Raw genomic sequence first — 20,346 nt, 5'->3', positions numbered from 1 at the left:
CCTCGCGTTGTTGTTCCGGACCAGGCGTCCGGCCTGGTGTTCTGGCGGGGGGTGCGGGGGTCACCCCCCGGGAGAACGAACGGTCGTACCGCGGTGTCGCAGCGGTCCGTCAGACCTCGAGCAGCTCGGCTTCCTTGTGCTTGAGCAGCTCGTCGATCTGGGCCGTGTACTTGCTCGTCGTGTCGTCGAGCTCCTTCTCGGCGCGACGCACGTCGTCCTCACCGGACTCGCCGTCCTTGACGAGCTTGTCGAGGGTCTCCTTGGCCTTGCGGCGGATCGCGCGGATCGAGATCTTCGCGTCCTCCGACTTGCTCCGCGCGACCTTGATGTAGTCCCTGCGGCGCTCCTCGGTCAGCTGCGGGAACACCACCCGGATGATGCGGCCGTCGTTGCTCGGGTTGACGCCGAGGTCCGAGTTGCGGATCGCCTCTTCGATGTTGCGCAGCGCGCTGACGTCGAACGGGGAGACCACGGCCATCCGGGGCTCCGGCACCGAGAAGGACGCCAGCTGGTTGATGGGCGTGATGGCGCCGTAGTACTCGGCCACGATCTTGTTGAACATCGCGGGGTGCGCACGGCCGGTGCGGATCGCGGCGAAGTCGTCCTTCGCGACGATGACGGCCTTCTCCATCTTCTCCTCGGCCTCGAGGAGGGTCTCTTCAATCACCATGTGCTCCTGGTTTTCAGAAGGCAGAGCCTGGCCCCTGCGCGCGTCTTTCCTGCACGGTGTCCGACCGGCAGCCTGTTGTCCATCCCCGGGTGCGGGCGGTTAGCCCCGCGTGCCCTGGTCGTTGACGAGCGTGCCGATCTTCTCACCCTTTACGGCTCGCGAGATGTTTCCCTCGGCGAGCAGCTCGAAGACGAGGATCGGCAGCTTGTTGTCACGGCACAGGGTGATCGCGGTGGCGTCGGCGACCTTGAGGTCCCGCGAGATGACCTCGCTGTACTCCAAGGCGTCGTACTTGACCGCGTCCGGGTTGTGCTTGGGGTCGGAGTCGTAGACCCCGTCGACCCCGTTCTTGCCCATGAGCAGCGCCTGGGCGTCGATCTCCAGGGCGCGCTGGGCGGCGGTGGTGTCGGTGGAGAAGTACGGCATGCCCATACCGGCGCCGAAGATGACGACGCGGCCCTTCTCCAGGTGCCGCACGGCGCGCAGCGGGATGTACGGCTCGGCGACCTGGCCCATCGTGATGGCGGTCTGCACGCGGGTCTCGATGCCTTCCTTCTCCAGGAAGTCCTGGAGGGCGAGGCAGTTCATGACGGTGCCGAGCATGCCCATGTAGTCCGAGCGGGCCCGGTCCATGCCGCGCTGCTGGAGCTCCGCGCCACGGAAGAAGTTGCCGCCGCCGATGACGATGGCGATCTCGTAGCCCTCTTGGACGACGGCCGCGATCTCGCGGGCGATCGCGTGGACGACGTCCGGGTCGACGCCCAGTCCGCCGCCTCCGGCGAAGGCCTCGCCGGACAGCTTCAGCAGGTACCGGCTCCGCGGAACCCCGGTGCCGGACGCGGTGCCGGTCCCGGAGTCGCTGGCCTTGTCGGCGGCCTTGTCGGCGCCCTCATCCATGGAGATCTCCTCATGCGCGTACGAAGAAGGCCATTGCCGTGGGTCCACATGGGTTCCCTCTACGGCAATGGCCTCCTCGTCACTACTGCGGTCGGCCGGCGGGCGGCCGACCGCGTCCGACCCTAGCGGGGTCGTCGGTCATTCGCTGGCTGGCTCAGACACCGACGCGGAAGCGCGCGAAACGCTTCAGCGTGACACCGGCCTCGTCCAGAACCTTCTGGACGGTCTTCTTGCTGTCCTTCGCGAAGGACTGCTCGAGAACGGAGTTCTCCTTGACGTAGCCCGTCACACGGCCCTCGACGATGCGGGCGAGCGCGGCCTCCGGCTTGCCCTCCTCGCGCGCGGTGGCCTCGGCCACGCGGCGCTCGTTCTCGAGCACGTCGGCGGGGATGTCCTCGCGGGACAGGAAGAGCGGCGAGAACGCGGCGATGTGCTGCGCGACGTCCTTCGCGACCTCGGCGTTCTCCTTGTCCAGCTCGACCAGCACGCCGACCTGCGGGGGCAGGTCCGGGCTGGTGCGGTGCAGGTAGGAGGCGACGTAGCCGTCGGTGAACTGCGCGAAGCGGCTCAGCACGATCTTCTCGCCGAGGGTGGCGTTGGCCTCGTCGACGAACGCCTGGACGGTCTGGCCGTCCTTGATCTCGGACGCGAGCAGCGTCTCGAGGTCGGCGGGCTTGGTGGCGGCGACGTGCGCGGCCAGCGCGTCGGCGACGGTGACGAACTTGTCACCCTTCGCGACGAAGTCGGTCTCGCAGTTGAGCTCGAGGAGCACGCCCTCGGAAGCACCCTCGGCGATCAGGGAGACGACGGCACCGTTGGAGGCCGAACGGCCTTCGCGCTTGGTGACGCCCTTCTGGCCCTTGACACGGAGGATCTCGACGGCCTTGTCCAGGTCGCCTTCGGCCTCTACGAGAGCGTTCTTGCAGTCCATCATGCCGGCGGCGGTCAGCTCGCGGAGCTTCTTGACGTCAGCGGCGGTGTAGTTCGCCATGGTCGTTGAGTCTCTTCCCGATGAGAGTCGGTTGATCTACGGGTGAACGGCGGGGGCCGGAGCCCCCGCCGTCGTCACACGTACTGGAAGGCGGAGCCTCAGGCCTTGTCAGCCTCAGCGTCGGCGGCCGGGGCCTCGACGGTCTCGGCGGCGTCGGCCACCGGGGCCTCGGCCTCGGCGACAGCCTCGACGACGGTCTCGGCCGCGGCGTCGGCGACGGCCTCGGTCTCAGCACCGGTCTCGACCGGAGCCTCGGTCTCGTCCTTGGCCTTCTCGCCCTCGAGGAGCTCGCGCTCCCACTCGGCGAGCGGCTCGGCGGCGCCTTCGGCCTTCTTGTCACCGGTGGCGGCACCGGAGCGGGCGATGAGGCCCTCGGCGACGGCGTCGGCGATCACACGGGTGAGCAGGGTGACGGAGCGGATCGCGTCGTCGTTGCCCGGGATCTTGTAGTCGACCTCGTCGGGGTCGCAGTTGGTGTCGAGGATCGCGACGACCGGGATGCGCAGCTTGCGCGCCTCACCGACGGCGATGTGCTCCTTCTTGGTGTCCACGATCCAGACGGCGCTGGGCACCTTCTGCATCTCGCGGATACCACCGAGGGTCTTCTCGAGCTTGTCCTTCTCGCGGGAGAGGACCAGGAGCTCCTTCTTGGTGAGGCCGGAGGCGGCCACATCCGTGAAGTCGATCTCCTCGAGCTCCTTCAGGCGCTGCAGGCGCTTGTAGACGGTCGAGAAGTTCGTGAGCATGCCGCCCAGCCACCGCTGGTTGACGTAGGGCATGCCGACGCGCGAGGCCTGCTCGGCGATGGCTTCCTGCGCCTGCTTCTTGGTGCCGATGAACATGATGGAGCCGCCGTGGGCGACGGTCTCGCGGACGAACTCGTAGGCGCGGTCGATGTACGACAGCGACTGGAGCAGGTCGATGATGTAGATGCCGTTGCGCTCCGTGAAGATGAAACGCTTCATCTTCGGGTTCCAACGACGGGTCTGGTGACCGAAGTGGACGCCGCTTTCCAGCAGCTCCCGCATCGTGACGACGGCCATGGCCGCGCTCCTTGAGGACTCGGTTATCGCGGCGGCCGGACGGCCGTCGCGCCTGACGCCCCGACGCGCCGTGCCACGAGGGACCGAGGGGCGCGGCCACCCTTCACGAGGAAGTCGGTGGCGGGGCGTGCGAAGTCGACCCGGTGACCCGGATCGCCAGAGAAAGTGTACGTGACCGGCGGAGTGCGGAACGACAGCTTCTTCGGCCACCGGTTTATCCACAGGCCGCATTCATGATCGTCTTTCGCGGCCGGAATACGGGACCGTCGGAGCATGGTCGCTTCCCCGGTTCTTCCTTTCGTTCTGCCCTTGTGGCTCTCGCTCCTCGCCTCGCTGGCCTTCGCCGTACCGCTGCCGGTCGCGAGTCCCGGCGGGCCCGCCGGGGTGGCGTCGAACAGGGCGGCCGGGGTGCCTTCGCCCGGGGCGCTCGGGGAGCCTTCGCCCAGCGCCCGGAGCTGGCCGGTCGACGGCGGCTCGGGTGGGGCGGGGAGTGGGACGGCGGGTGGGGCTGCGGGCGGGCGGCCGGTGGTGGAGCGCGCTTTCGAGCCACCCGCGTCTCCGTGGGGCCGTGGGCACCGAGGAGTGGATCTCCGGGCGGGACCGGGCACTCCGGTGCGGTCAGCCGCGCCGGGGAGGGTGTCGTTCGCCGGCCGGGTGGCCGGCGTCGATGTGGTCTCGGTCCTGCTGCCGGGCGGTCTGCGCACCACCTATGAACCGGTACGGGCCCAGGTCGCGGTGGGTGACGAGGTGACCGCGGGCCAGGTGGTGGGAGTGCTGGAGCGCGGGCCGTGGCACTGCCCCGCGGGCTGTCTGCACTGGGGGCTGCTGCGCGGGGACGTCTACCTCGACCCGCTGACCCTGCTGCCCGACTGGATGAAGCGCGCCGGCCGGTCCCGGCTGCTGCCGGTGTTCGGCGTTCCCGAGCCGGCGGCCGGAACGGGAACTACAGCTGTTCCACGAGGGGGCTCGTGGCCGAATCCGATACCGAATCCGATACCGAATCCGATACCGGGGCCGGTTCCGGGGTCAGGGCCGGTTCCGGGGTCGGGGCTGAGGTGGTGGCCGGGCTCTGCACTCCGCGCAGGGCCATAGCCACCGCGGCGTCGACGATCCGCTCAGGGACCTCGGCGGCGCCCAGCTCGATCCGGCGCACCGCGGCGTCCACGACGCCCTGCAGCAGCATCGCCGTCAGCCGTGGCTCCTCGTGTCCGAGGTCGCCCAGCGCCTCGACCACCATGGCGACCAGACCGCCGTGCGCCGCGCGGATCTTCTCGCGGGCCCCGGCGTCCAGCTCGCCCGCCGAGATGGCCACCACGGCCCGGTGCCGCCGGTCGCCGACCAGGGTGAGCTGGCTGCGGACATACGCCTCGATCTTGGCCGCGGCGCCGTCGGCGGCCTCCATCGCCGCCTCGACCTCGGCGGCCCAGACCGGGAAGTCGACGGAGCACAGTTCCTCGACGACAGCCGCCCGGGAGCGGAAGTACTCATAGACGGACGACCGTGCGAGGCCGGTGCGTTCGGCCAGGGCGGGGAAGGTCAGCGCCTCCGTGCCGCCCTCGGTCAGGAGGGATCGGGCGGCGTCCAGCAGGGCGTCGCGCTGCATCGTCCGGTGCTCGGCCACCGAGGCCGCTCGAATCCTGGGCACCCGTCCACTGTAGGCGGTGACCGGCGTCAGCGGCCGACGTCCGCCAGCTTCGCGCGCAACTGCAGCACCGATTTGGTGTGGATCTGGCTGACCCGGCTCTCGGTGACACCGAGCACCTGGCCGATCTCGGCGAGCGTGAGCCCCTCGTAGTAGTAGAGCGTCACAACGGTCTTCTCGCGCTCCGGGAGGGTGTTCACCGCGCGGGCCAGCAACCGGCGCAGCTCGCGGTCCTCCGCGACCTCCACCGGGTTGTCGGCACCGGTGTCCTCCAGGGTGTCGACCAGGCTGAGCCGGTCGCCGCTGTCACCGCCGACGTGCAGCAGCTCCTCCAGCGCCACCACGTTGGCCAGCGACAGGGCGCTGAACACTCCGTGCAGTTCCTCCAGTCCGAGGCCCATCTCGGCAGCGACCTCGGACTCGCTGGGGGTGCGCCGCAGCGAGGCCTCCAGGGTGGCGTAGGCGCGCTCCACTGCACGCGCCTTCTGCCGTACGGAGCGCGGGATCCAGTCCAGTGCCCGCAGCTCGTCGATCATGGCGCCGCGGATCCGGGTGATCGCGTACGTCTCGAACTTGATCGCCCGTTCCGGGTCGAACTTCTCGATGGCGTCGATGAGCCCGAAGACCCCCGAGGACACGAAGTCCGCCTGCTCGACGTTGGCCGGCAGACCGACGCTGACCCGTCCCGCGACGTACTTCACCAGCGGCGAGTAGTGCAGGATGAGCTGCTCCCGGAGCTTCGCGTCCGCCGTGGACTTGTAGGTCCGCCACAGCGCGTCGAGCGAGGTGGGGGCGGCGGGACGGGGGGCACTGCGCGCGGCGGTGGCCGCCGTGGCCCGGTCCGGCCCGGGGGTGTGCTGGGGCATGCGTCGTCTTGTGCCGTTCTGCCGAGACGTGGGCGGAAAATGGGGTCAATGGGAGCGTAGCGTGACCATAGTGTCGCTTATTGCTACGACTTCCGTATGGGGCATGCGCAGATACGTTCCGCTGGGGGGTTCGGGGCTGCGAGTCCGCCGCGAGTCTCCCGCGAGGGAATGTTGAGCAATCATGCATTCCCCACGCCGACTCCAAACCTCTTCACCCGATTGCCCCAGGTCAACCACCTTCCCCCGAGGTGCTCCGTGTTGACCGGGTCACTCTGCTCGGGGAACCGTCCGGTCCTGGGTGAATCGCGTCAACTTCCATCGTTCTCCGTCCCGTTCCACGAAGCCGAGTGCCTGCAATTCGTAGAGGCGTCCGAGCGTGTCGTCCTTTCCGGTGGCCGAGGCGCGGGCGATCTGCTCGACGCCGGCGCCGCCTTGGGCGGGCAGCGCCTCCAGCACCCGCGTGGCGGCGGCCTCCAGCAGATCCCTGGCCAGCACTGGACCACGTCGCTCGGGCGCCAGGTCGCCGCCGATCCGGCCGACCATCTCGACGACCTCCGCCGCGTCGGTGACCAGCGCCGCCTCATGGCGCAGCAGTTCATGCACACCGGCCGAGAGGCCCGAGGTGCACGGACCCGGCACGCCCATCGTCAGCCGCCCCAGCTCCCGGGCGCACCGCGCGGTGATCAGCGAGCCGCTGCGGTGCTGTGCTTCGACCACCACCGTGCCGCGGGTGAGGGCGGCGATGACGCGGTTGCGGAGCACGAATCTGCTGCGGGTCGGATGGGAGCCCGGTGGCAACTCCCCGACGATCAGGCCCTGTTCCGCGATCCGGGAGATCAAGTCGGCATGCCCCGGCGGATAGGGCACATCCGCTCCGCAGGCCAGCACCGCGATGGTCGCCCCGGCCGCCGACAGCGCGCCCCGGTGGGCCGCGCCGTCCACGCCGTACGCCGCGCCCGAGACCACCACCCAGCCGGCTTCGGCCAGCCCCGCGCCCAGCCGGGCCGCCATATGGGCGCCGTAGTCGGTACAGGCCCGCGCGCCCACCACGGCGACCGACCGCAGGGCCCACATCCGCAGCTTCGGCCGCCCCCGCACCCACAGGCCGTAGGGCCGCGCGGCGCCGAGATCGTCCAGCTGCGCCGGCCAGTCGGTGTCGCCCGGGCAGACGAAGCGCCCGCCGAGCGCTTCCATCGCGGCCAGATCCGCGGCGGGGTCCAGCGCTCCGGCGCGTATCCGGTACCCGGCCATCCGCCGCTCGCTCGCCCCCGGCAGCGGCACACCGGCCAGGATCTCCCGCACCACTTCCCGTGGATCACGCTCCCGCAGCCATCCGCCGACCGTCTCGTCACCCGGATCGGCGATCCGGGTCAGCGCGGCGCGGGCGAGCCGCTCCTCCTCACCGACGGCCATCAGCCACCGCCCACGACGGCCGGCACCCCGCGGGCGACACCGGTGCGCAGTTGCAGGGCCTCCGCCATCTCCCGCGGACCGGGCCGTTCGACCCCGGCGAGATCGGCGATCGTCCAGGCCACGCGCAGGACGCGGTCCAGGCCCCGGGCGGTGAGCAGTCCGCGCTCCATGTCCCTTTCGGCCTCCCGCAGTCCGGCCGGGCCCACCTGCCAGCGGGTGCGCAGCTCATGGCCGGGCACCTCGCTGTTGGTCCGCCACGGGGTCTCCGCGTACCGGACCGCCGCCCGTTCCCTCGCGAGCCGCACCCGGTCCGCGACCCGCGCGCTCGGCTCGGCGCCCGAGGCGCCCTCGATCAGCTCCGTACGGGTCACCGCCTCGACCTGGACGCGGAGGTCCACCCGGTCCAGGAGCGGCCCGGACAGTCTCGCCTGGTACCGGCGAACCGCCGCCGGCGAGCAGTCGCACCCCAGCCCCAGCAGCGAATACCGTCCGCACGGACAGGGGTTCGCGGCGAGGGCGAGCAGGAAGCGCGCGGGCAGCCGCATCACTCCCGCGGAGCGGGCCACCACGACGTGCCCTGACTCCAGCGGCTGGCGCATCGCGTCGAGCACCCGGCCGCTGAACTCCGGCGCCTCGTCCAGGAAGAGCACCCCGCGATGGGCCAGGGAGACCGCGCCCGGCCTGGGCAGACCGCTGCCGCCGCCGATGATGGAGGGCATGGTCGCCGAGTGGTGCGGGGCGCAGTACGGCGGGGTGTCGATCAGCGGTTTGCCGGGCGGGAGGATCCCGGCGACCGAGTGCACCGCGGTGACCTCCAGCGACTCCTGTGCGGTGAGCCGTGGCAGGAGCCCGGCCAGCCGCTCGGCCAGCATCGTCTTTCCGGCGCCCGGCGGGCCCTTCAGGTACAGGTGATGGCCGCCGGCCGCGGAGATCTCCAGGGCACGCCGGGCGGTGTGCTGGCCCGCGACGTCCGCGAGGTCGGGGACCACCTCCCGGCCGGAGACGCCGGTGCCCATACCGGCCCCGGGCACCGCGAGCCCGGCGAACAGCGGGTCGGGACGCCCCTCGTCCCGGTCTTCCTCCTCTTCCGGGACCGTCTCGTCGTTGAGGATCGCGACGAGCTGGCGCAGGGTACGGATGCCGAGCACCGAGACTCCCGGAACGAGCGAGGCCTCGGCCGCGGTGCGTTCCGGAACCACGACGTGCCGGTACCCGGCGTCGGCCGCGGCGAGGACGGCGGGCAGCACTCCGCGGACCGGCCGCACCCGGCCGTCGAGGCCCAGCTCGCCGATCATCATCAGATCGGCGATGGCCCGGGGCGCGAGCCGTTCGTTGGCGGCGAGGACCGCGCACGCGACCCCGAGATCGAAGCCGCTGCCGCTCTTGGGGACCGAGGCGGGGCTGAGGCCCACGGTGAGTTTCTTCTGCGGCCAGGTCTCTCCGCTGTTCACGATCGCCGCCCGGACGCGGTCGCGGCTCTCGCTCAGGCTCTTGTCGGGCAGTCCGACGAGGGTGAACGCGGCCAGCCCCGGTTCGAGGTCGGCCTGGACCTCGACGACCACGCCCTCCACGCCGACCAGGGCCACCGAGCAGGTGCGGGCGAAGCCCATCAGGCCACCCCCCGCACATGCTCGACCCGGGCCGCGCCGCGGCCGGGCAGGACCACCCCGACCAGGTCGATCCGCACCCCGCCGGAGGGCGGGCCGCCGTGCTCGCTGAGCCAGTACTCGGCGAGCAGCCGCAGCCGCTCCGCCTTGCGCGGGGTGACGGCCGCCATGGGGTGCTCGTAGTCACCGCCGGTGCGGGTCTTCACCTCGCACATCACCAGCGCGTCGCCCTCGGACGCGACGATGTCCACCTCGCCGCGGCGGCACCGCCAGTTCCGTTCCAGCACTCTCAGGCCGGCCGTGGCCAGCCAGCGGGCCGCCAGTTCCTCGCCGTACCTGCCACGGGCTGCTCGTGCGTTCACGCACACCACCTCCGCCACTCACTGTGACGGAGGTGGTGCACTACAGATGATCTTGAACTTACCTGTGGATAACCCGGTCGGAGAGGCCGGTCAGCGGGCCGTCATCCCCACCCGGGGTCAGCTGTTGAAGCCCGCTTCGTCGGACGACAGATCGAGATCGGCCTTGTTCAGCTCTTCAATGTTCACGTCCTTGAATGTGAGGACCCTGACCTGCTTCACGAAGCGGGCCGGCCGGTACATGTCCCACACCCAGGCGTCAGCCATGGACACCTCGAAGAAAACCTCACCCTGAACCGAGTGCACCTGCATCTCGTAATCGTTGGTCAGGTAGAAACGCCGCTCGGTCTCGATCACATATTTGAACAACCCGACGACATCGCGGTACTCCCGGTAGAGCTTCAGCTCCATCTCGGTCTCGTACTTCTCGAGGTCCTCGGCGCTCATCGCATGTTCCCCTTCAGCCGTACGTCCCCCCATTGTGCGTCAGTCACGCTCCGTCCCCAGCGGGATCGGGAATTGTGGGGGTCCTTCGTCGAGCAGCGTACGCAGCAGCCCGGCGAGCCTGATCGGGTACACCGTCTCACGAGAGGACAGAAGTTCCTCGCAGGTCCACCACCGAAGCCCGGTGACGCTGCGCCGCTCCAGTTCGGTGTGCCCACCGGTGTCGAACTCGGTGGTGCTGGTGCGGGCCAGGTAGTACCACTCGTCCTGCTCCCACTGGCGCCCGTCGAACGCGAACGAACACGTCCGCTCCCACAGCACGGGCCCCAGTTCCACCGAGGTCATCCCGGTCTCCTCGGCCAGTTCCCGGCGGGCCGCCGCGGCCAGGCTCTCGCCCTCCTCGACCCCGCCGCCCGGAGTGAACCACCAGGTCGTCGAAGGGTCGGCCGGTTCGCAGCCGTGCAGCAGCAGGATGCGGTCGGCGGGATCCAGCAGGACGACCCGGGCCGCGCGGCGCCTGATCACCGGCGGCGGCGCAGTCTGCGGGCGATCGGACCGTACGCCGCGCCGCCGAGGATCAGCACCGCTCCGGCGAACACCGCGACGGTGATCCAGCGCAGCGGTCCCTGCTGGGAGACCCCGCCGGGCAGCGCGGTGAAGTTCTTGGCCCGGTCCACCATGCCGAGCCGCCCCAGCGGCCACGCCACGGCGTCCACCCGGGCCCGGACCGCGCCGCGCGGCACCGTACCGGTCTCGCCGCCGGTCATGTGCACACGGGAGTCCAGCGACTCGGCCCGGTTGTCGCCGAGGAGGAAGAGCTGCCCCTTGGGAACCGTGGTCTTGAAGGGCGTGATCGACGCCGGTCCGCCGTGCAGCAGATAGCTCTCCTCGACCGGTTTGCCGTTGACGAGCATCCGGCCCTGCTTGTCGCAGCAGGTGATGACGTCGCCGTCCACGCCGACGACGCGCTTGACCAGCGTCGCGCTGCCCCACAGCTGGTCCTGGAAGACCACGATGTCGCCGCGGCGGACGTCCGACCCGTCGACACGCTGCGCAAGGATCCGGTCCCCCGGCTCCACGGTCGGCTGCATGGACTGGCTCGGCACGGTGTAGGGCCGGTAGGTCACCGCTCCCCAGGCGAAGCCGCCCAGGAACAGCACACACCCCATGGCTACGGCCAGCCCGGACAGTATGTGTCCGAGCCGGCCGTCATCCCTACGTATCGCACTGCTGCTCGTGGAACTGCTGCTCATGGATCCGCACCCTACCCGGCGGTACCCGCCGAGGTCAGCAGTCCCCGGCAGGCATTTCCGGCTGGTCAGCCGGCGGAGCCCTCAGCGGCCTCCGCGCCCTTGCGGGTCAGCCGGCGCCGGCGCATCAGCACCAGCGGAAGCGCGCCCACCAGGCCGGCGGTGGCCGGCAGCGCGGCGCCCGCCGCGTTGATCCCCGGCTGCTCGAAGGTGTCGGGGATGGGCAGCATGCCCCAGCGGTTGATGGGCCAGGCCTTCACGAAGGCACGGCCGACCACATCGTCGAGCGGGACGTACCCGTTGCCCGGCTGGTCCATGTGGTACCGGGAGTCCAGCGAGTTCTGGCGGTGGTCGCCCATCATCCAGATGTGGTCCTTGGGCACCGTCACCTTGAACGGCTTGTCCATCGTGCACGGAGTGTTGTCCGGGTAGACGTACGGCTCGACGAGCGCCTTGCCGTTCACCTTCAGCGGACCGGTGCCGTTGCATTCGACGGTGTCGCCGCCCACGCCGATGACCCGCTTGATCAGGTCCTTCTCCTGCGCGGAGGGCATCAGACCGATGAAGCTGAGGGCCGACTGCAGCCCCCGCGACACCGCGTTGCCGCTGGGCGGCGGGTTCTCGGGCAGCCAGCCGCCCGGGTCGTGGAAGACGACGACCTCGCCGCGGTCGGGCTCGGAGCCGAACCACGGGGTCAGCTTGTCCACCAGAACCCGGTCGCCCTCCTGCAGGGTGTTCTGCATCGAGTCCGACGGGATGGAGAACGCCTGCACCAGGAACGTCTTGATCAGCAGCGCCAGTACCAGCGCGATGCCGATGAGCAGGGGCAGTTCCTTCCAGAACGACCGCTGCTTGCGCTCCGGCCTACGGCGCCGGCCCGCCGCGCCGCTGTCCTCGCCACCGGCCGCACCGGGTTCCGGCGCGGGTTCGTGCCCGGACTCGTTCTCGTGCCCCGCATCGGGGGCCGAGCCGCCGTCCGCCGTCTTCTGGACAGAGCCCGCCGGGATGTCCCCGTCTTCGGGCTCGCCGGATCCGGATCGTGCGCCGACCGCCAGGTCCCCCACGTTCACTCCTCATTCCACGCTGCCGCCTGCGCCATGACTGACGCAGGCCCACCACTCCCATAACGAGCGGGAGTTCCGCAGGAGTCGGGAGGGGGTTCGTTCCTTGCTCATTGTTGGCCGTGCCCACCTTAGTCGGCGGTTCCAGTGCACTTGTGCCGGTCGACCGCGCGTCGGGCACCGAGGCGTACGTCCCCGGCTCCTCCAGTTTGCGCCAATGACCCAGCGGCCACGCGATGACGAACGCCCGGCCCACCACCAGATCCAGTGGCACCGTCCCCTGACCTGCCTGGTCCATGTGGAAACGGGAGTCGGCGGAGTTGGAGCGGTGGTCCCCCATCACCCACACCCGCCCCATGGGCACCTTCACACTGAACTGCGACTGCGAGGGGATATCACCCGGATTGATGTACGGCTCGATCAACGGAGTGCCGTTGACGGTAATCCGGCCGTCCTTGTCGCAGCACTTCACGGTGTCACCGCCGACCGCGACCACCCGCTTGATCAGGTCCTGTTCGCCCGAGGCCGGCAGCAGTCCGATGAAGGTGAAGAACTCCTTCACCTGCTTGACCACCACCGGATCCGGCTTGGGCTTGGGCTCGTTCGCCAACCAGCCGCCCGGGTCCTTGAAGACCACGACATCGCCGCGCTGCGGCGTGCTGCCGAACCACGGAGTCAACTTGTCGACCAGCACCCGGTCGCTGATCCTGATGGTCTGCTCCATCGAACCGGACGGGATGACGAAGGCCTGCAGCAGGAACGTCTTGAGCACCAGGGCGATCAGCAGCGCCACGACGAGCAGCAGCGGTACCTCACGTGCCGCCGACCGGCGCCGCTTGCGCTTGACCTTGCGGGCCAGCTTGCGCCGTTCCGCCCGGGTGGGCCCGCCGCGCGGCACGGATCCGTAGCCGAAGCCGTCGCCGGATCCGCCGCCATCGCCGCCGCCATCGCCGGTGCCGGATCCGTTGCCGGAATCGCGCCCCGGGCCCGTCCGGGCGTCCGTGCCGGCATGCATGCCGGCACGGACCGGCCGGACCGCGCCCGGCCGGTGGTGCCCGTACCGCGGCCTGCCGCGGTTACCCACGGCCCCGACCTGGTTCGGGTATGGCGGCGAAGACCGCCGGACGGTCCAGGGACCGCATACGCCCGATCGGCCAGCCGATCCAGTCGGCCCGCCCGATCACCTCGTCCAGCGGGACGGTGCCGCCGCCGGGCTCGCCGAGATGATCCCGGGAATCCCGGGAGTCGCCACGGTGGTCACCCATCACCCACAGCCTCCCTGCCGGCACTTGGATGTCGAACGGTACCTGGGAGGGTGTATCGCCCGGATACAGATAGCCCTCGTCCAGCGGATGACCGTTCACCATGAGCCGGCCCAGCGCGTCGCAACAGGTGACCCGGTCCCCGCCGATACCGATCACCCGCTTCACATAGTCGGTCCCGCCGGTCCGGAGGAACGATCCGTCACCGTCGAAGACGACGATGTCGCCCCGCTCCGGCTCCCGGCCGAAACGGTACGCCAGCTTGTTCACCAGCACCCGGTCCCCGATCTGCAGCGTCCCCTCCATCGATCCGCTCGGAACGAGGAACGGCTGCACCAGGAAGGCGTTCGCCAGGAAGAGGGCGGCCACACAGGCGACGGCGGGCAGCGCCGTACGCCACCAGCGGGCCACGGACCACCACGGAGGCAGGGACGACGGGGACACAGCGAAGCGCGACCGCCGCTTCCCCTGCTGTTCAGCGGGGGAAGAGCGATCGCGCTCCGGGAGTTCTGCGTCCGTGTCCATCGAGCGGAGAGCCTATACGGCCCCGCGATGGGCTCAGTTGTCGCGCTTCTCCTTGATCTTCGCGGCCTTGCCGCGCAGCTCACGGAGGTAGTACAGCTTGGCGCGACGGACGTCACCGCGGGTCACGATCTCGATCTTCTCGAAGATCGGGCTGTGCACCGGGAAGGTACGCTCGACGCCGACGCTGAAGCTGACCTTGCGGACCGTGAAGGTCTCGCGGACGCCGGCGCCCTGGCGGCGGACGACTACGCCCTTGAACTGCTGCACACGCGAGCGGGTGCCTTCGATGACACGCACGTGGACGTTGATGGTGTCACCGGGGCGGAACGCCGGGACGTCGTCACGCTTCGAGGCGTTGTCGACGGAGTCGAGAATATGCATGAAGATCTTCTGCTTCCTTCGCCCATGCCACAGGTCATCGGCGGAACTGTCGTGATGATGATTCGGAATGCCGCTCCGTCGGGCGAACGTCGGTCCCCCTGTGGCAGGGGCGCCGCCGGACGTACAGCAGGCGCCTATTCTTCCACGGCGGAGGCCGAGCGCCCAAATCGGCCGTCCGGCAGCTCTTCCCAGCCCAGCTCCACCAGGAGTCTGCGGTCCAGCTTGTCGAGCGCGGCCGGGTCGCAGCGCTCGATCAGGTCCGGCCGGTTGGCGGTGGTGCGGCGGAACGCCTCGTCACGGCGGAAGCGGGCGACCTTGCCGTGGTGGCCGCTCAGCAGCACCTCCGGCACCTCGCGCTCCCGCCAGACGGGCGGCTTCGTGTAGACCGGCCCCTCGAGGAGGTCGGCCATCGCGCCGGGCGCGAAGGAGTCGTCGCGGTGCGACTCGGCGTTGCCGAGCACGCCGGGCAGCAACCGGGCCACCGCCTCGACGATCACCAGGACCGGGGCCTCGCCACCGGCCAGGACGTAGTCGCCGATGGAGACCTCGCGCACGTCGAAACGGTCGCCGTACTCCTCGATGACCCGGCGGTCGATGCCCTCGTAGCGGGCCGGCGTGAAGACCAGCCAGGGCCGCTCGGACAGTTCGACCGCGAGTTCCTGGGTGAACGGCAGACCACTGGGCGTCGGGACGACCAGCACCGGCCGCTCCTCCCCCGCTTCCGAGGTCACCGCGTCCAGCGCCTCGCCCCACGGTTCCGGCTTCATCACCATGCCGGGGCCGCCGCCGAACGGGCTGTCGTCCACGGTGTTGTGCCGGTCGTGGGTCCAGTCGCGCAGGTTGTGGATCCGCACATCGAGCTGCCCGCGGGCCCGCGCCTTGCCGACCAGCGACACGTTCAGCGGTTCCAGGTACTCAGGGAAGATCGTGATGACGTCGATACGCATCAGGCAGTGCCGTCAGCACCGTCGGAGTCGCGGGTGCCGCCCTCGGTGTCGCGGGTGCTGGCGATCTCGGCCTCGGCCTCGTTGAGCAGGCCGGGCGGCGGGTCGATCACGGCCCGCTGGTTCTCCAGGTCGATCTCCGGGACGATCTCGCTGACGAACGGGATCATCACCTCGGTACCGTCCGGGCGCTCGACGATCAGCAGGTCCTGTCCCGGCAGGTGCGAGATCTCCAGGATGCGGCCGACCTCCGTACCGTCCACGGTCACCACGTCGAGGTCGACGAGCTGGTGGTCGTAGAACTCCTCGGGGTCCTCGGGCAGCTCCGCCGGGTCCACCTCGGCGATCAGCAGGACGTTACGCAGCGCCTCGGCGCCGTTGCGGTCCCGTACGCCCTCGAAGCGCAGCAGCAGACGGCCGCTGTGCACCTTGCCGGACTCGATGGTCAGCGGGCCGGCGGTGGCCGGGTCCGTGGCCAGTACCGCGCCCGGTCCGAGCCGTACCTCCGGCTCGTCGGTGCGCACCTCGACGGTGACCTCACCCTTGATGCCGTGGGCGCGCCCGATCCGGCCGACTACCAGCTGCACTCTGCTTGCCCTTCACTAAGAATCTGTTCACGCACGGAAGAACCTGTTCCCGCAGGACGGATCCGTTCACGACGATCCGTCCCGGAACACGACAACGGGCCGGGGCCGGCAATCGCCGCCCCCGGCCCGTGCCGGTACTGCATTGGTCTCAGCGGACCTGATCCACGTCGACGAGGTCGACGCGGATGCCACGGCCGCCGAGGGCGCCCACGACAGTACGCAAAGCGCGTGCGGTGCGGCCGTTGCGGCCGATCACCTTGCCGAGGTCGTCCGGGTGGACCCGGACCTCGAGGACGCTCCCGCGGCGCAGGGTCTTCGCAGACACCTGCACATCATCGGGATTGTCGACGATGCCTCTCACGAGGTGCTCGAGAGCCTCCTCGAGCATGCTCAGGCCTCGGTGGTCTCGGCCGGGGCCTCAACAGCGGCCTCGACAGCGTCATCGGCCTTCTTCTCGGCCTTCTCCGCCTTCTTGGCCTTCGGGGTGATTGCCTCACCCTTGGGCTCGTTGCCGGCGTCCTTGGCAGCGGCCTCGAAGAGGATCCGCTTGTCGGCCTTCGGCTCGGCGACGAGCATCGGAGCCGGGGCCGGCAGGCCCTTGAACTTCTGCCAGTCGCCGGTGACCTTGAGGATGGCCATCACGGGCTCGGTCGGCTGTGCGCCGACACCCAGCCAGTACTGGACACGCTCGGTGTCGACCTCGATGCGCGACGGGTTCTGCACCGGGTGGTACAGGCCGATCTCCTCGATGGCCCGGCCGTCACGGCGGGTACGGGAGTCGGCGATGACGATGCGGTAGTGAGGCGAACGGATCTTGCCCAGACGCTTCAGCTTGATCTTGACTGCCACGGGAGTGGGTTCTCCTGGAATTGACGAGGTTGGGCACAGCGGACACCCACGTGGGGTTGTGGGATTCGTGCGCCCAGCGGACGCGTCAGCCGAAGGAGAGAGGGTTCCTGCACGGCTGTCGAGTTCTCAGCTGGCTATTCTGCCACACGGTGACACGCCCGGCTAATCCGAGCGGACCAGCGGCTTCGGCTCACCTCACCCGACGCCGGCGCCGACGACCTCCGGGATCCGGAACGCCTGTCCGCAGGCCCCGCACATGATCGGCGCCTGGGCGAGGACGGACGGTACGACGCGGACGTTGCGCCCGCAGTCGCAGACGGCCTTGACCCGCACTCCCCCACCGGACGAACCGTGCCGCGCCGCCGGACCGCGGAAACTGCGTCCCGTGTCCGCGGTGGTCGCGACGGTGTGTGCCTTCAGGGCCCGGTGCAGCCGGTCCATGGTGGCTCGATAGCGCTTCTTGGTGTCGGGGCGCAGACCGACCAGGGAGAAGCCGCTGCTGGGATGCGGCTCCTCGGCATGGTCGAGGCCCAATTCATCGGCGATCGCCAGAAAACGGCGGTTGTGGTAGCGGCCGGCTCGCGACGTGTCACGGACGCCGCGTGCTGCGGCGACTCCGTGCACGGCCTCGTGGAGCAGCCTTTCGAAGGAGAGCTCGGTCCCGCAGGCGGACGAGGACTCTCCGATAAGGGACTCTGGCGCGGCCAGATCCGGCAGTTCGGGGTGGTGCCGTTGAATGTCGGCCCACGCGACTGCCAGCTCGGCGGCGAGAACTGGTGGTGTCGTGCTCACGCCGTGACAACGAGCCGGGGTGGCCCAGTGTTCCGATTCCGGGCCACCCCAAATAATTTGCACTCATCGGTCAGTTCCGGAGGATGCGTCCGGCGCGGGGCGGGAGCGGAGGATAGTGGAGAATCCGAACACCCGCCCCGAAGTCGGGACGTATCACCGAAAAATTACGACCGTTTCCGGCCAGCTACCTTCGGCTACCGACGGAGGACCGTCAGCGACCAGCGGTAATGGCCCAGCCCGCGAGCTCCGCACGGAACTCCGTACCGATCCGTACAGAGTTCAGTACGTGGGATCGGTGCGCAGGACTCAGTACGCGCGGGCTACGACCGCGAGCGTGCCCGGGGCGTCGTCGGAGTCCGGCACGGTGCCGTCCTCGGCGATCAGGCAGCGCACGGAGACGCTCTGCTCGGCCAGCTTGGCCTCGCCCTCCGGACCGAGATCGGCCCACGGGATGCGGGCCCAGCCGGTGGCGGCGGCCTCGGCCGCCTCCCCGATGGTCGCCACGTCCACGGTGCGCGACTCGCGGCGCTCCAGGCTCTCCCGCAGCAGCTGTGCCTGGTCCTCCTCAAGGATCCCGGGGATCAGGGCCTCCAGCGCGTCGAGCGCCACCGGCTCCTTGCCGCCGGGGATCCGGCGGGCCAGCATCGCGGTGCCGTTCTCCAGGTCGCGCGGACCGACCTCGACACGCACCGGAACGCCCTTGAGCTCCCAGTCCACGGCCCGGCGGCCGAACGGCGTGTCGGTACGGGCGTCCACCTGGACGCGGATCCCGGCCGCCTTGAGGCGGGCGCCGATCTCGTGCACCTTGGCGATGACCGTGTCGTCGCCCTTGATGGCCAGCACGACCACCTGGACCGCGGCGAGCCGCGGCGGGACGCGCAGGCCGTTGTCGTCGCCGTGCGACATGATCAGGCCGCCGACCATCCGGGTCGAGACGCCCCACGAGGTCTGCCAGACGTGCTCCTGCTTGCCCTCGCCCGACAGGTACGAGGTGTTGAACGCCTTCGCGAAGTTCTGGCCCAGCTCATGGCTGGTGCCCAGCTGCAGGGCCTTGCCGTCGCCCATCATGCCCTCGAGGGTGAGGGTGTTGATCGCGCCGGCGAAGCGCTCCTTGGCGGTCTTCCGGCCGAGCACCACATCGATGCCGAGGACGTTCACCATGAAATCGGCGTACACGTCCTGATGGATCCGCGCGGCGTAGGCACGCGCGTCCTCGTAGGTGGCGTGGGCGGTGTGGCCCTCCTGCCAGAGGAACTCGGTGGTGCGCAGGAAGATCCGCGGACGCATCTCCCAGCGGACGACGTTCGCCCACTGGTTGATCAGCAGGGGCAGGTCGCGGTAGCTCTGCACCCACTTGGAGAAGTACTCGTTGATGATCGTCTCGGAGGTGGGGCGGACGACGATCGGCTCGTCCAGCTCCTTGCCACCGCCGTGCGTGACGACCGCCAGCTCGGGGGCGAAGCCCTCCACGTGCTCGGCTTCGCGCGTCAGGTACGACTGCGGGATGAAGAGCGGGAAGTAGGCGTTCTGGGCGCCCGCGTCCTTGATGCGCGCGTCCATCTCCTGCTGCATCCGCTCCCAGAGGGCGTATCCGTAGGGCCGGATCACCATCGTGCCGCGCACCGGGCCGTTGTCGGCCAGTTCGGCCTTGTTGACCAGGTCCTGGTACCAGCGGGGGAAGTCGACCGCCTGAGGCGTGAGAACGGGGGGCTTTGCCATGCCGCAGATGTTACGGGGCGATGACCGCCGGACGTGAATCGGGCCGCCCTCTGGACGGGAGCCCAAAACCGGAGTTGTCTGGCTTTCGGGGACATGCACAAAGCACCGGGGGGCACACGAGGACGGCGACTCGGCTGATTGGGGCGGCTCCGATGACACCCACGCTCGTTCGCGGATCCAGAACACGCGCCGATACCAGGGCGCGGGACTGGGCCGAGATCCAGGAGCGGATGCTGGTACCGCTCTACGAGGCCGTGTACGACCGGCTCGACGTCGGCCCCAGCACCCGGCTGCTCGGGCTCGGCTGCGGATCCGGCCTCGCGCTGCTGATGGCCTCGGCCCGCGGCGCGGCCGTCACCGGCTGCGATCCCGACGAACGCCGGCTCGCGCTCGCCCGTGAGCGGCTGCTCCCCGAACCGCGGTGGGGCGCTCCGGCCCGGCGCAGGGCCCGCGCGGAGTTACGTTTCGGCGGTCCCGTCCGCCCGGCGGACCGGGCGGCCGCGCCGTTCACGATGGTGACGGCGCTGGATCCGGCGTCGCCCTGCGACGAACTGCGGCCCGACCTGACGGCGGCGGCCCGGCTCACGGAGCGCGGCAGTCCCGTGGTGCTGGCCGGCTGGGGTCCCTCCGAGCGATGTGCCACCTTCCGGGTGCTGTGTGTCGCGGCGCGGCTGGCGGAGCCGCGCGGCCACACGGTCAGGAGCCGGCTCAGCGGTCGCGACGACCTGGAGGAGCTGGCCCGGGACGCCGGGCTGCGGCCGGACGGCTCCGGCCGGGTGGCCTGCCCCTTCGGCTATCCGGACATGGACAGCGCGGTCCGCGGACTGCTCTCCACCGGCCTGTTCGACCCGGCCGCGGAGGCCACCGACCAGCCGCAGGTGGAGAAGGAGCTGGCGGAGGCGCTGCACCCGTACCGGCGGGCCGACGGGACGGTCCGGATGGAGAACGTCTTCCGGTACGTGGTCGCCCGCGTCTGAACTCCGTGCCGTACGCCCGCGGGGAGGCGACCCCGCGGGCGTACGGCACATCCGCGGACCACGCCGA

General features: G+C 70.1%; 22 protein-coding genes and 2 pseudogenes. 2 read left to right on the top strand and 22 right to left on the bottom strand.

Features of this window, described 5'->3' with window-relative positions; translation table 11 throughout:
* Positions 1-109 precede the first annotated feature (109 nt).
* From frr to rpsB, 4 genes are all read right to left on the bottom strand, one after another.
* The gene (gene frr, locus C8250_RS30410; protein WP_138356740.1) at positions 110-667 is read right to left on the bottom strand and encodes a ribosome recycling factor; all 558 of its coding nucleotides are present in this window, start codon (positions 665-667) and stop codon (positions 110-112) included.
* 102 nt (positions 668-769) lie between these two features.
* Entirely contained in the window at positions 770-1,567 is a 798-nt protein-coding gene (gene pyrH / locus C8250_RS30405; protein WP_138356736.1) for a UMP kinase, read from the bottom strand.
* 154 nt (positions 1,568-1,721) lie between these two features.
* A complete protein-coding gene (gene tsf / locus C8250_RS30400) occupies positions 1,722-2,558 on the bottom strand; it encodes a translation elongation factor Ts (protein WP_138356737.1) in 837 nt (278 codons plus the stop codon).
* Between the two features lie 98 nt (positions 2,559-2,656).
* On the bottom strand, positions 2,657-3,601 hold the full coding sequence (gene rpsB / locus C8250_RS30395; RefSeq protein ID WP_138356738.1) for a 30S ribosomal protein S2: 945 nt from the start codon (positions 3,599-3,601) through the stop codon (positions 2,657-2,659).
* A 273-nt stretch (positions 3,602-3,874) separates the two neighbouring features.
* Here rpsB and C8250_RS30390 point away from each other — a divergent pair.
* A pseudogene (locus tag C8250_RS30390) lies at positions 3,875-4,528 on the top strand (M23 family metallopeptidase); the annotation flags it as partial.
* Between the two features lie 142 nt (positions 4,529-4,670).
* Here C8250_RS30390 and C8250_RS43775 read toward each other — a convergent pair.
* The 18 genes and pseudogenes from C8250_RS43775 to proS all read right to left on the bottom strand — a co-directional run.
* Positions 4,671-5,222: pseudogene (locus C8250_RS43775) on the bottom strand (helix-turn-helix domain-containing protein); the annotation flags it as partial.
* 50 nt (positions 5,223-5,272) lie between these two features.
* Entirely contained in the window at positions 5,273-6,109 is an 837-nt protein-coding gene (gene whiG, locus C8250_RS30380) for an RNA polymerase sigma factor WhiG (protein WP_138356433.1), read from the bottom strand.
* Positions 6,110-6,376: 267 nt separating this feature from the next.
* On the bottom strand, positions 6,377-7,522 hold the full coding sequence (gene dprA / locus C8250_RS30375; RefSeq protein ID WP_138356434.1) for a DNA-processing protein DprA: 1,146 nt from the start codon (positions 7,520-7,522) through the stop codon (positions 6,377-6,379).
* The gene (locus C8250_RS30370) at positions 7,522-9,132 is read right to left on the bottom strand and encodes a YifB family Mg chelatase-like AAA ATPase (RefSeq protein WP_138356435.1); all 1,611 of its coding nucleotides are present in this window, start codon (positions 9,130-9,132) and stop codon (positions 7,522-7,524) included. The genes dprA and C8250_RS30370 overlap by 1 nt, the downstream gene beginning before the upstream one ends.
* Complete coding sequence (locus tag C8250_RS30365; protein WP_138356436.1) at positions 9,132-9,491, bottom strand: YraN family protein; 360 nt, start codon at positions 9,489-9,491, stop codon at positions 9,132-9,134. Before C8250_RS30365 ends, C8250_RS30370 begins: the two co-directional genes overlap by 1 nt.
* Positions 9,492-9,608: 117 nt before the next feature.
* Complete coding sequence (locus tag C8250_RS30360; RefSeq protein WP_138356437.1) at positions 9,609-9,935, bottom strand: DUF2469 domain-containing protein; 327 nt, start codon at positions 9,933-9,935, stop codon at positions 9,609-9,611.
* 39 nt (positions 9,936-9,974) lie between these two features.
* Positions 9,975-10,454, bottom strand: a complete 480-nt coding sequence (locus C8250_RS30355) for an NUDIX domain-containing protein (RefSeq protein WP_138356497.1) — start codon at positions 10,452-10,454, stop codon at positions 9,975-9,977.
* Positions 10,454-11,185 carry a signal peptidase I gene (gene lepB / locus C8250_RS30350; protein WP_138356438.1) on the bottom strand — a complete coding sequence of 244 codons (732 nt, stop codon included), beginning with the start codon at positions 11,183-11,185 and terminating at the stop codon, positions 10,454-10,456. The genes C8250_RS30355 and lepB (C8250_RS30350) overlap by 1 nt, the downstream gene beginning before the upstream one ends.
* 65 nt (positions 11,186-11,250) lie before the next feature.
* Complete coding sequence (gene lepB / locus C8250_RS30345) at positions 11,251-11,958, bottom strand: signal peptidase I (RefSeq protein ID WP_232486039.1); 708 nt, start codon at positions 11,956-11,958, stop codon at positions 11,251-11,253.
* An 88-nt stretch (positions 11,959-12,046) separates the two neighbouring features.
* Entirely contained in the window at positions 12,047-13,258 is a 1,212-nt protein-coding gene (gene lepB, locus C8250_RS30340) for a signal peptidase I (RefSeq protein WP_138356439.1), read from the bottom strand.
* A 61-nt stretch (positions 13,259-13,319) separates the two neighbouring features.
* Positions 13,320-14,030, bottom strand: coding sequence for a signal peptidase I (gene lepB, locus C8250_RS30335; RefSeq protein ID WP_138356440.1), 711 nt, complete (start codon positions 14,028-14,030; stop codon positions 13,320-13,322).
* A 33-nt stretch (positions 14,031-14,063) separates the two neighbouring features.
* Positions 14,064-14,411 carry a 50S ribosomal protein L19 gene (gene rplS, locus C8250_RS30330; protein WP_138356441.1) on the bottom strand — a complete coding sequence of 116 codons (348 nt, stop codon included), beginning with the start codon at positions 14,409-14,411 and terminating at the stop codon, positions 14,064-14,066.
* Positions 14,412-14,545: 134 nt separating this feature from the next.
* The gene (gene trmD / locus C8250_RS30325) at positions 14,546-15,358 is read right to left on the bottom strand and encodes a tRNA (guanosine(37)-N1)-methyltransferase TrmD (RefSeq protein WP_138356442.1); all 813 of its coding nucleotides are present in this window, start codon (positions 15,356-15,358) and stop codon (positions 14,546-14,548) included.
* Positions 15,358-15,942 (bottom strand): ribosome maturation factor RimM, encoded by a 585-nt coding sequence (gene rimM, locus C8250_RS30320; protein ID WP_138356443.1) that lies wholly within the window; start codon positions 15,940-15,942, stop codon positions 15,358-15,360. The genes trmD and rimM overlap by 1 nt, the downstream gene beginning before the upstream one ends.
* 148 nt (positions 15,943-16,090) lie before the next feature.
* A complete protein-coding gene (locus C8250_RS30315; RefSeq protein WP_138356444.1) occupies positions 16,091-16,330 on the bottom strand; it encodes an RNA-binding protein in 240 nt (79 codons plus the stop codon).
* 2 nt (positions 16,331-16,332) lie between these two features.
* Positions 16,333-16,791: a 30S ribosomal protein S16 gene (gene rpsP, locus C8250_RS30310; protein WP_138356445.1), complete on the bottom strand. Its 459-nt coding sequence runs from the start codon at positions 16,789-16,791 to the stop codon at positions 16,333-16,335.
* A gap of 195 nt (positions 16,792-16,986) precedes the next feature.
* Positions 16,987-17,583 (bottom strand): hypothetical protein, encoded by a 597-nt coding sequence (locus tag C8250_RS30305; protein ID WP_138356446.1) that lies wholly within the window; start codon positions 17,581-17,583, stop codon positions 16,987-16,989.
* A gap of 306 nt (positions 17,584-17,889) precedes the next feature.
* A complete protein-coding gene (gene proS / locus C8250_RS30300) occupies positions 17,890-19,302 on the bottom strand; it encodes a proline--tRNA ligase (RefSeq protein ID WP_138356447.1) in 1,413 nt (470 codons plus the stop codon).
* Positions 19,303-19,454: 152 nt separating this feature from the next.
* On the opposite strand from proS, the gene C8250_RS30295 reads away from it, so the two are divergent.
* Entirely contained in the window at positions 19,455-20,279 is an 825-nt protein-coding gene (locus C8250_RS30295; RefSeq protein ID WP_138356448.1) for an SAM-dependent methyltransferase, read from the top strand.
* Positions 20,280-20,346 lie beyond the last annotated feature (67 nt).

The sequence above is a fragment of the Streptomyces sp. So13.3 genome (assembly GCF_005860785.2).
Taxonomy (GTDB): domain Bacteria; phylum Actinomycetota; class Actinomycetes; order Streptomycetales; family Streptomycetaceae; genus Actinacidiphila; species Actinacidiphila fildesensis.
The sequence above is the reverse complement of the archived record's forward strand: the minus strand, read 5'-3'. Positions and strand labels throughout refer to the sequence as shown.

What these genes read in the sequence shown, in the direction of transcription:
- C8250_RS30360 (WP_138356437.1), bottom strand. Translation starts at nt 9,935, where the DNA reads ATGAGCGCCGAGGACCTCGAGAAGTACGAGACCGAGATGGAGCTGAAG.
- whiG (WP_138356433.1), bottom strand. Translation starts at nt 6,109, where the DNA reads ATGCCCCAGCACACCCCCGGGCCGGACCGGGCCACGGCGGCCACCGCC.
- pyrH (WP_138356736.1), bottom strand. Translation starts at nt 1,567, where the DNA reads ATGGATGAGGGCGCCGACAAGGCCGCCGACAAGGCCAGCGACTCCGGG.
- C8250_RS30370 (WP_138356435.1), bottom strand. Translation starts at nt 9,132, where the DNA reads ATGGGCTTCGCCCGCACCTGCTCGGTGGCCCTGGTCGGCGTGGAGGGC.
- trmD (WP_138356442.1), bottom strand. Translation starts at nt 15,358, where the DNA reads ATGCGTATCGACGTCATCACGATCTTCCCTGAGTACCTGGAACCGCTG.
- lepB (WP_138356439.1), bottom strand. Translation starts at nt 13,258, where the DNA reads ATGCATGCCGGCACGGACGCCCGGACGGGCCCGGGGCGCGATTCCGGC.
- C8250_RS30315 (WP_138356444.1), bottom strand. Translation starts at nt 16,330, where the DNA reads ATGCTCGAGGAGGCTCTCGAGCACCTCGTGAGAGGCATCGTCGACAAT.
- lepB (WP_138356440.1), bottom strand. Translation starts at nt 14,030, where the DNA reads ATGGACACGGACGCAGAACTCCCGGAGCGCGATCGCTCTTCCCCCGCT.
- lepB (WP_138356438.1), bottom strand. Translation starts at nt 11,185, where the DNA reads ATGAGCAGCAGTTCCACGAGCAGCAGTGCGATACGTAGGGATGACGGC.
- rpsB (WP_138356738.1), bottom strand. Translation starts at nt 3,601, where the DNA reads ATGGCCGTCGTCACGATGCGGGAGCTGCTGGAAAGCGGCGTCCACTTC.
- tsf (WP_138356737.1), bottom strand. Translation starts at nt 2,558, where the DNA reads ATGGCGAACTACACCGCCGCTGACGTCAAGAAGCTCCGCGAGCTGACC.
- C8250_RS30295 (WP_138356448.1), top strand. Translation starts at nt 19,455, where the DNA reads ATGACACCCACGCTCGTTCGCGGATCCAGAACACGCGCCGATACCAGG.
- dprA (WP_138356434.1), bottom strand. Translation starts at nt 7,522, where the DNA reads ATGGCCGTCGGTGAGGAGGAGCGGCTCGCCCGCGCCGCGCTGACCCGG.
- rplS (WP_138356441.1), bottom strand. Translation starts at nt 14,411, where the DNA reads ATGCATATTCTCGACTCCGTCGACAACGCCTCGAAGCGTGACGACGTC.
- proS (WP_138356447.1), bottom strand. Translation starts at nt 19,302, where the DNA reads ATGGCAAAGCCCCCCGTTCTCACGCCTCAGGCGGTCGACTTCCCCCGC.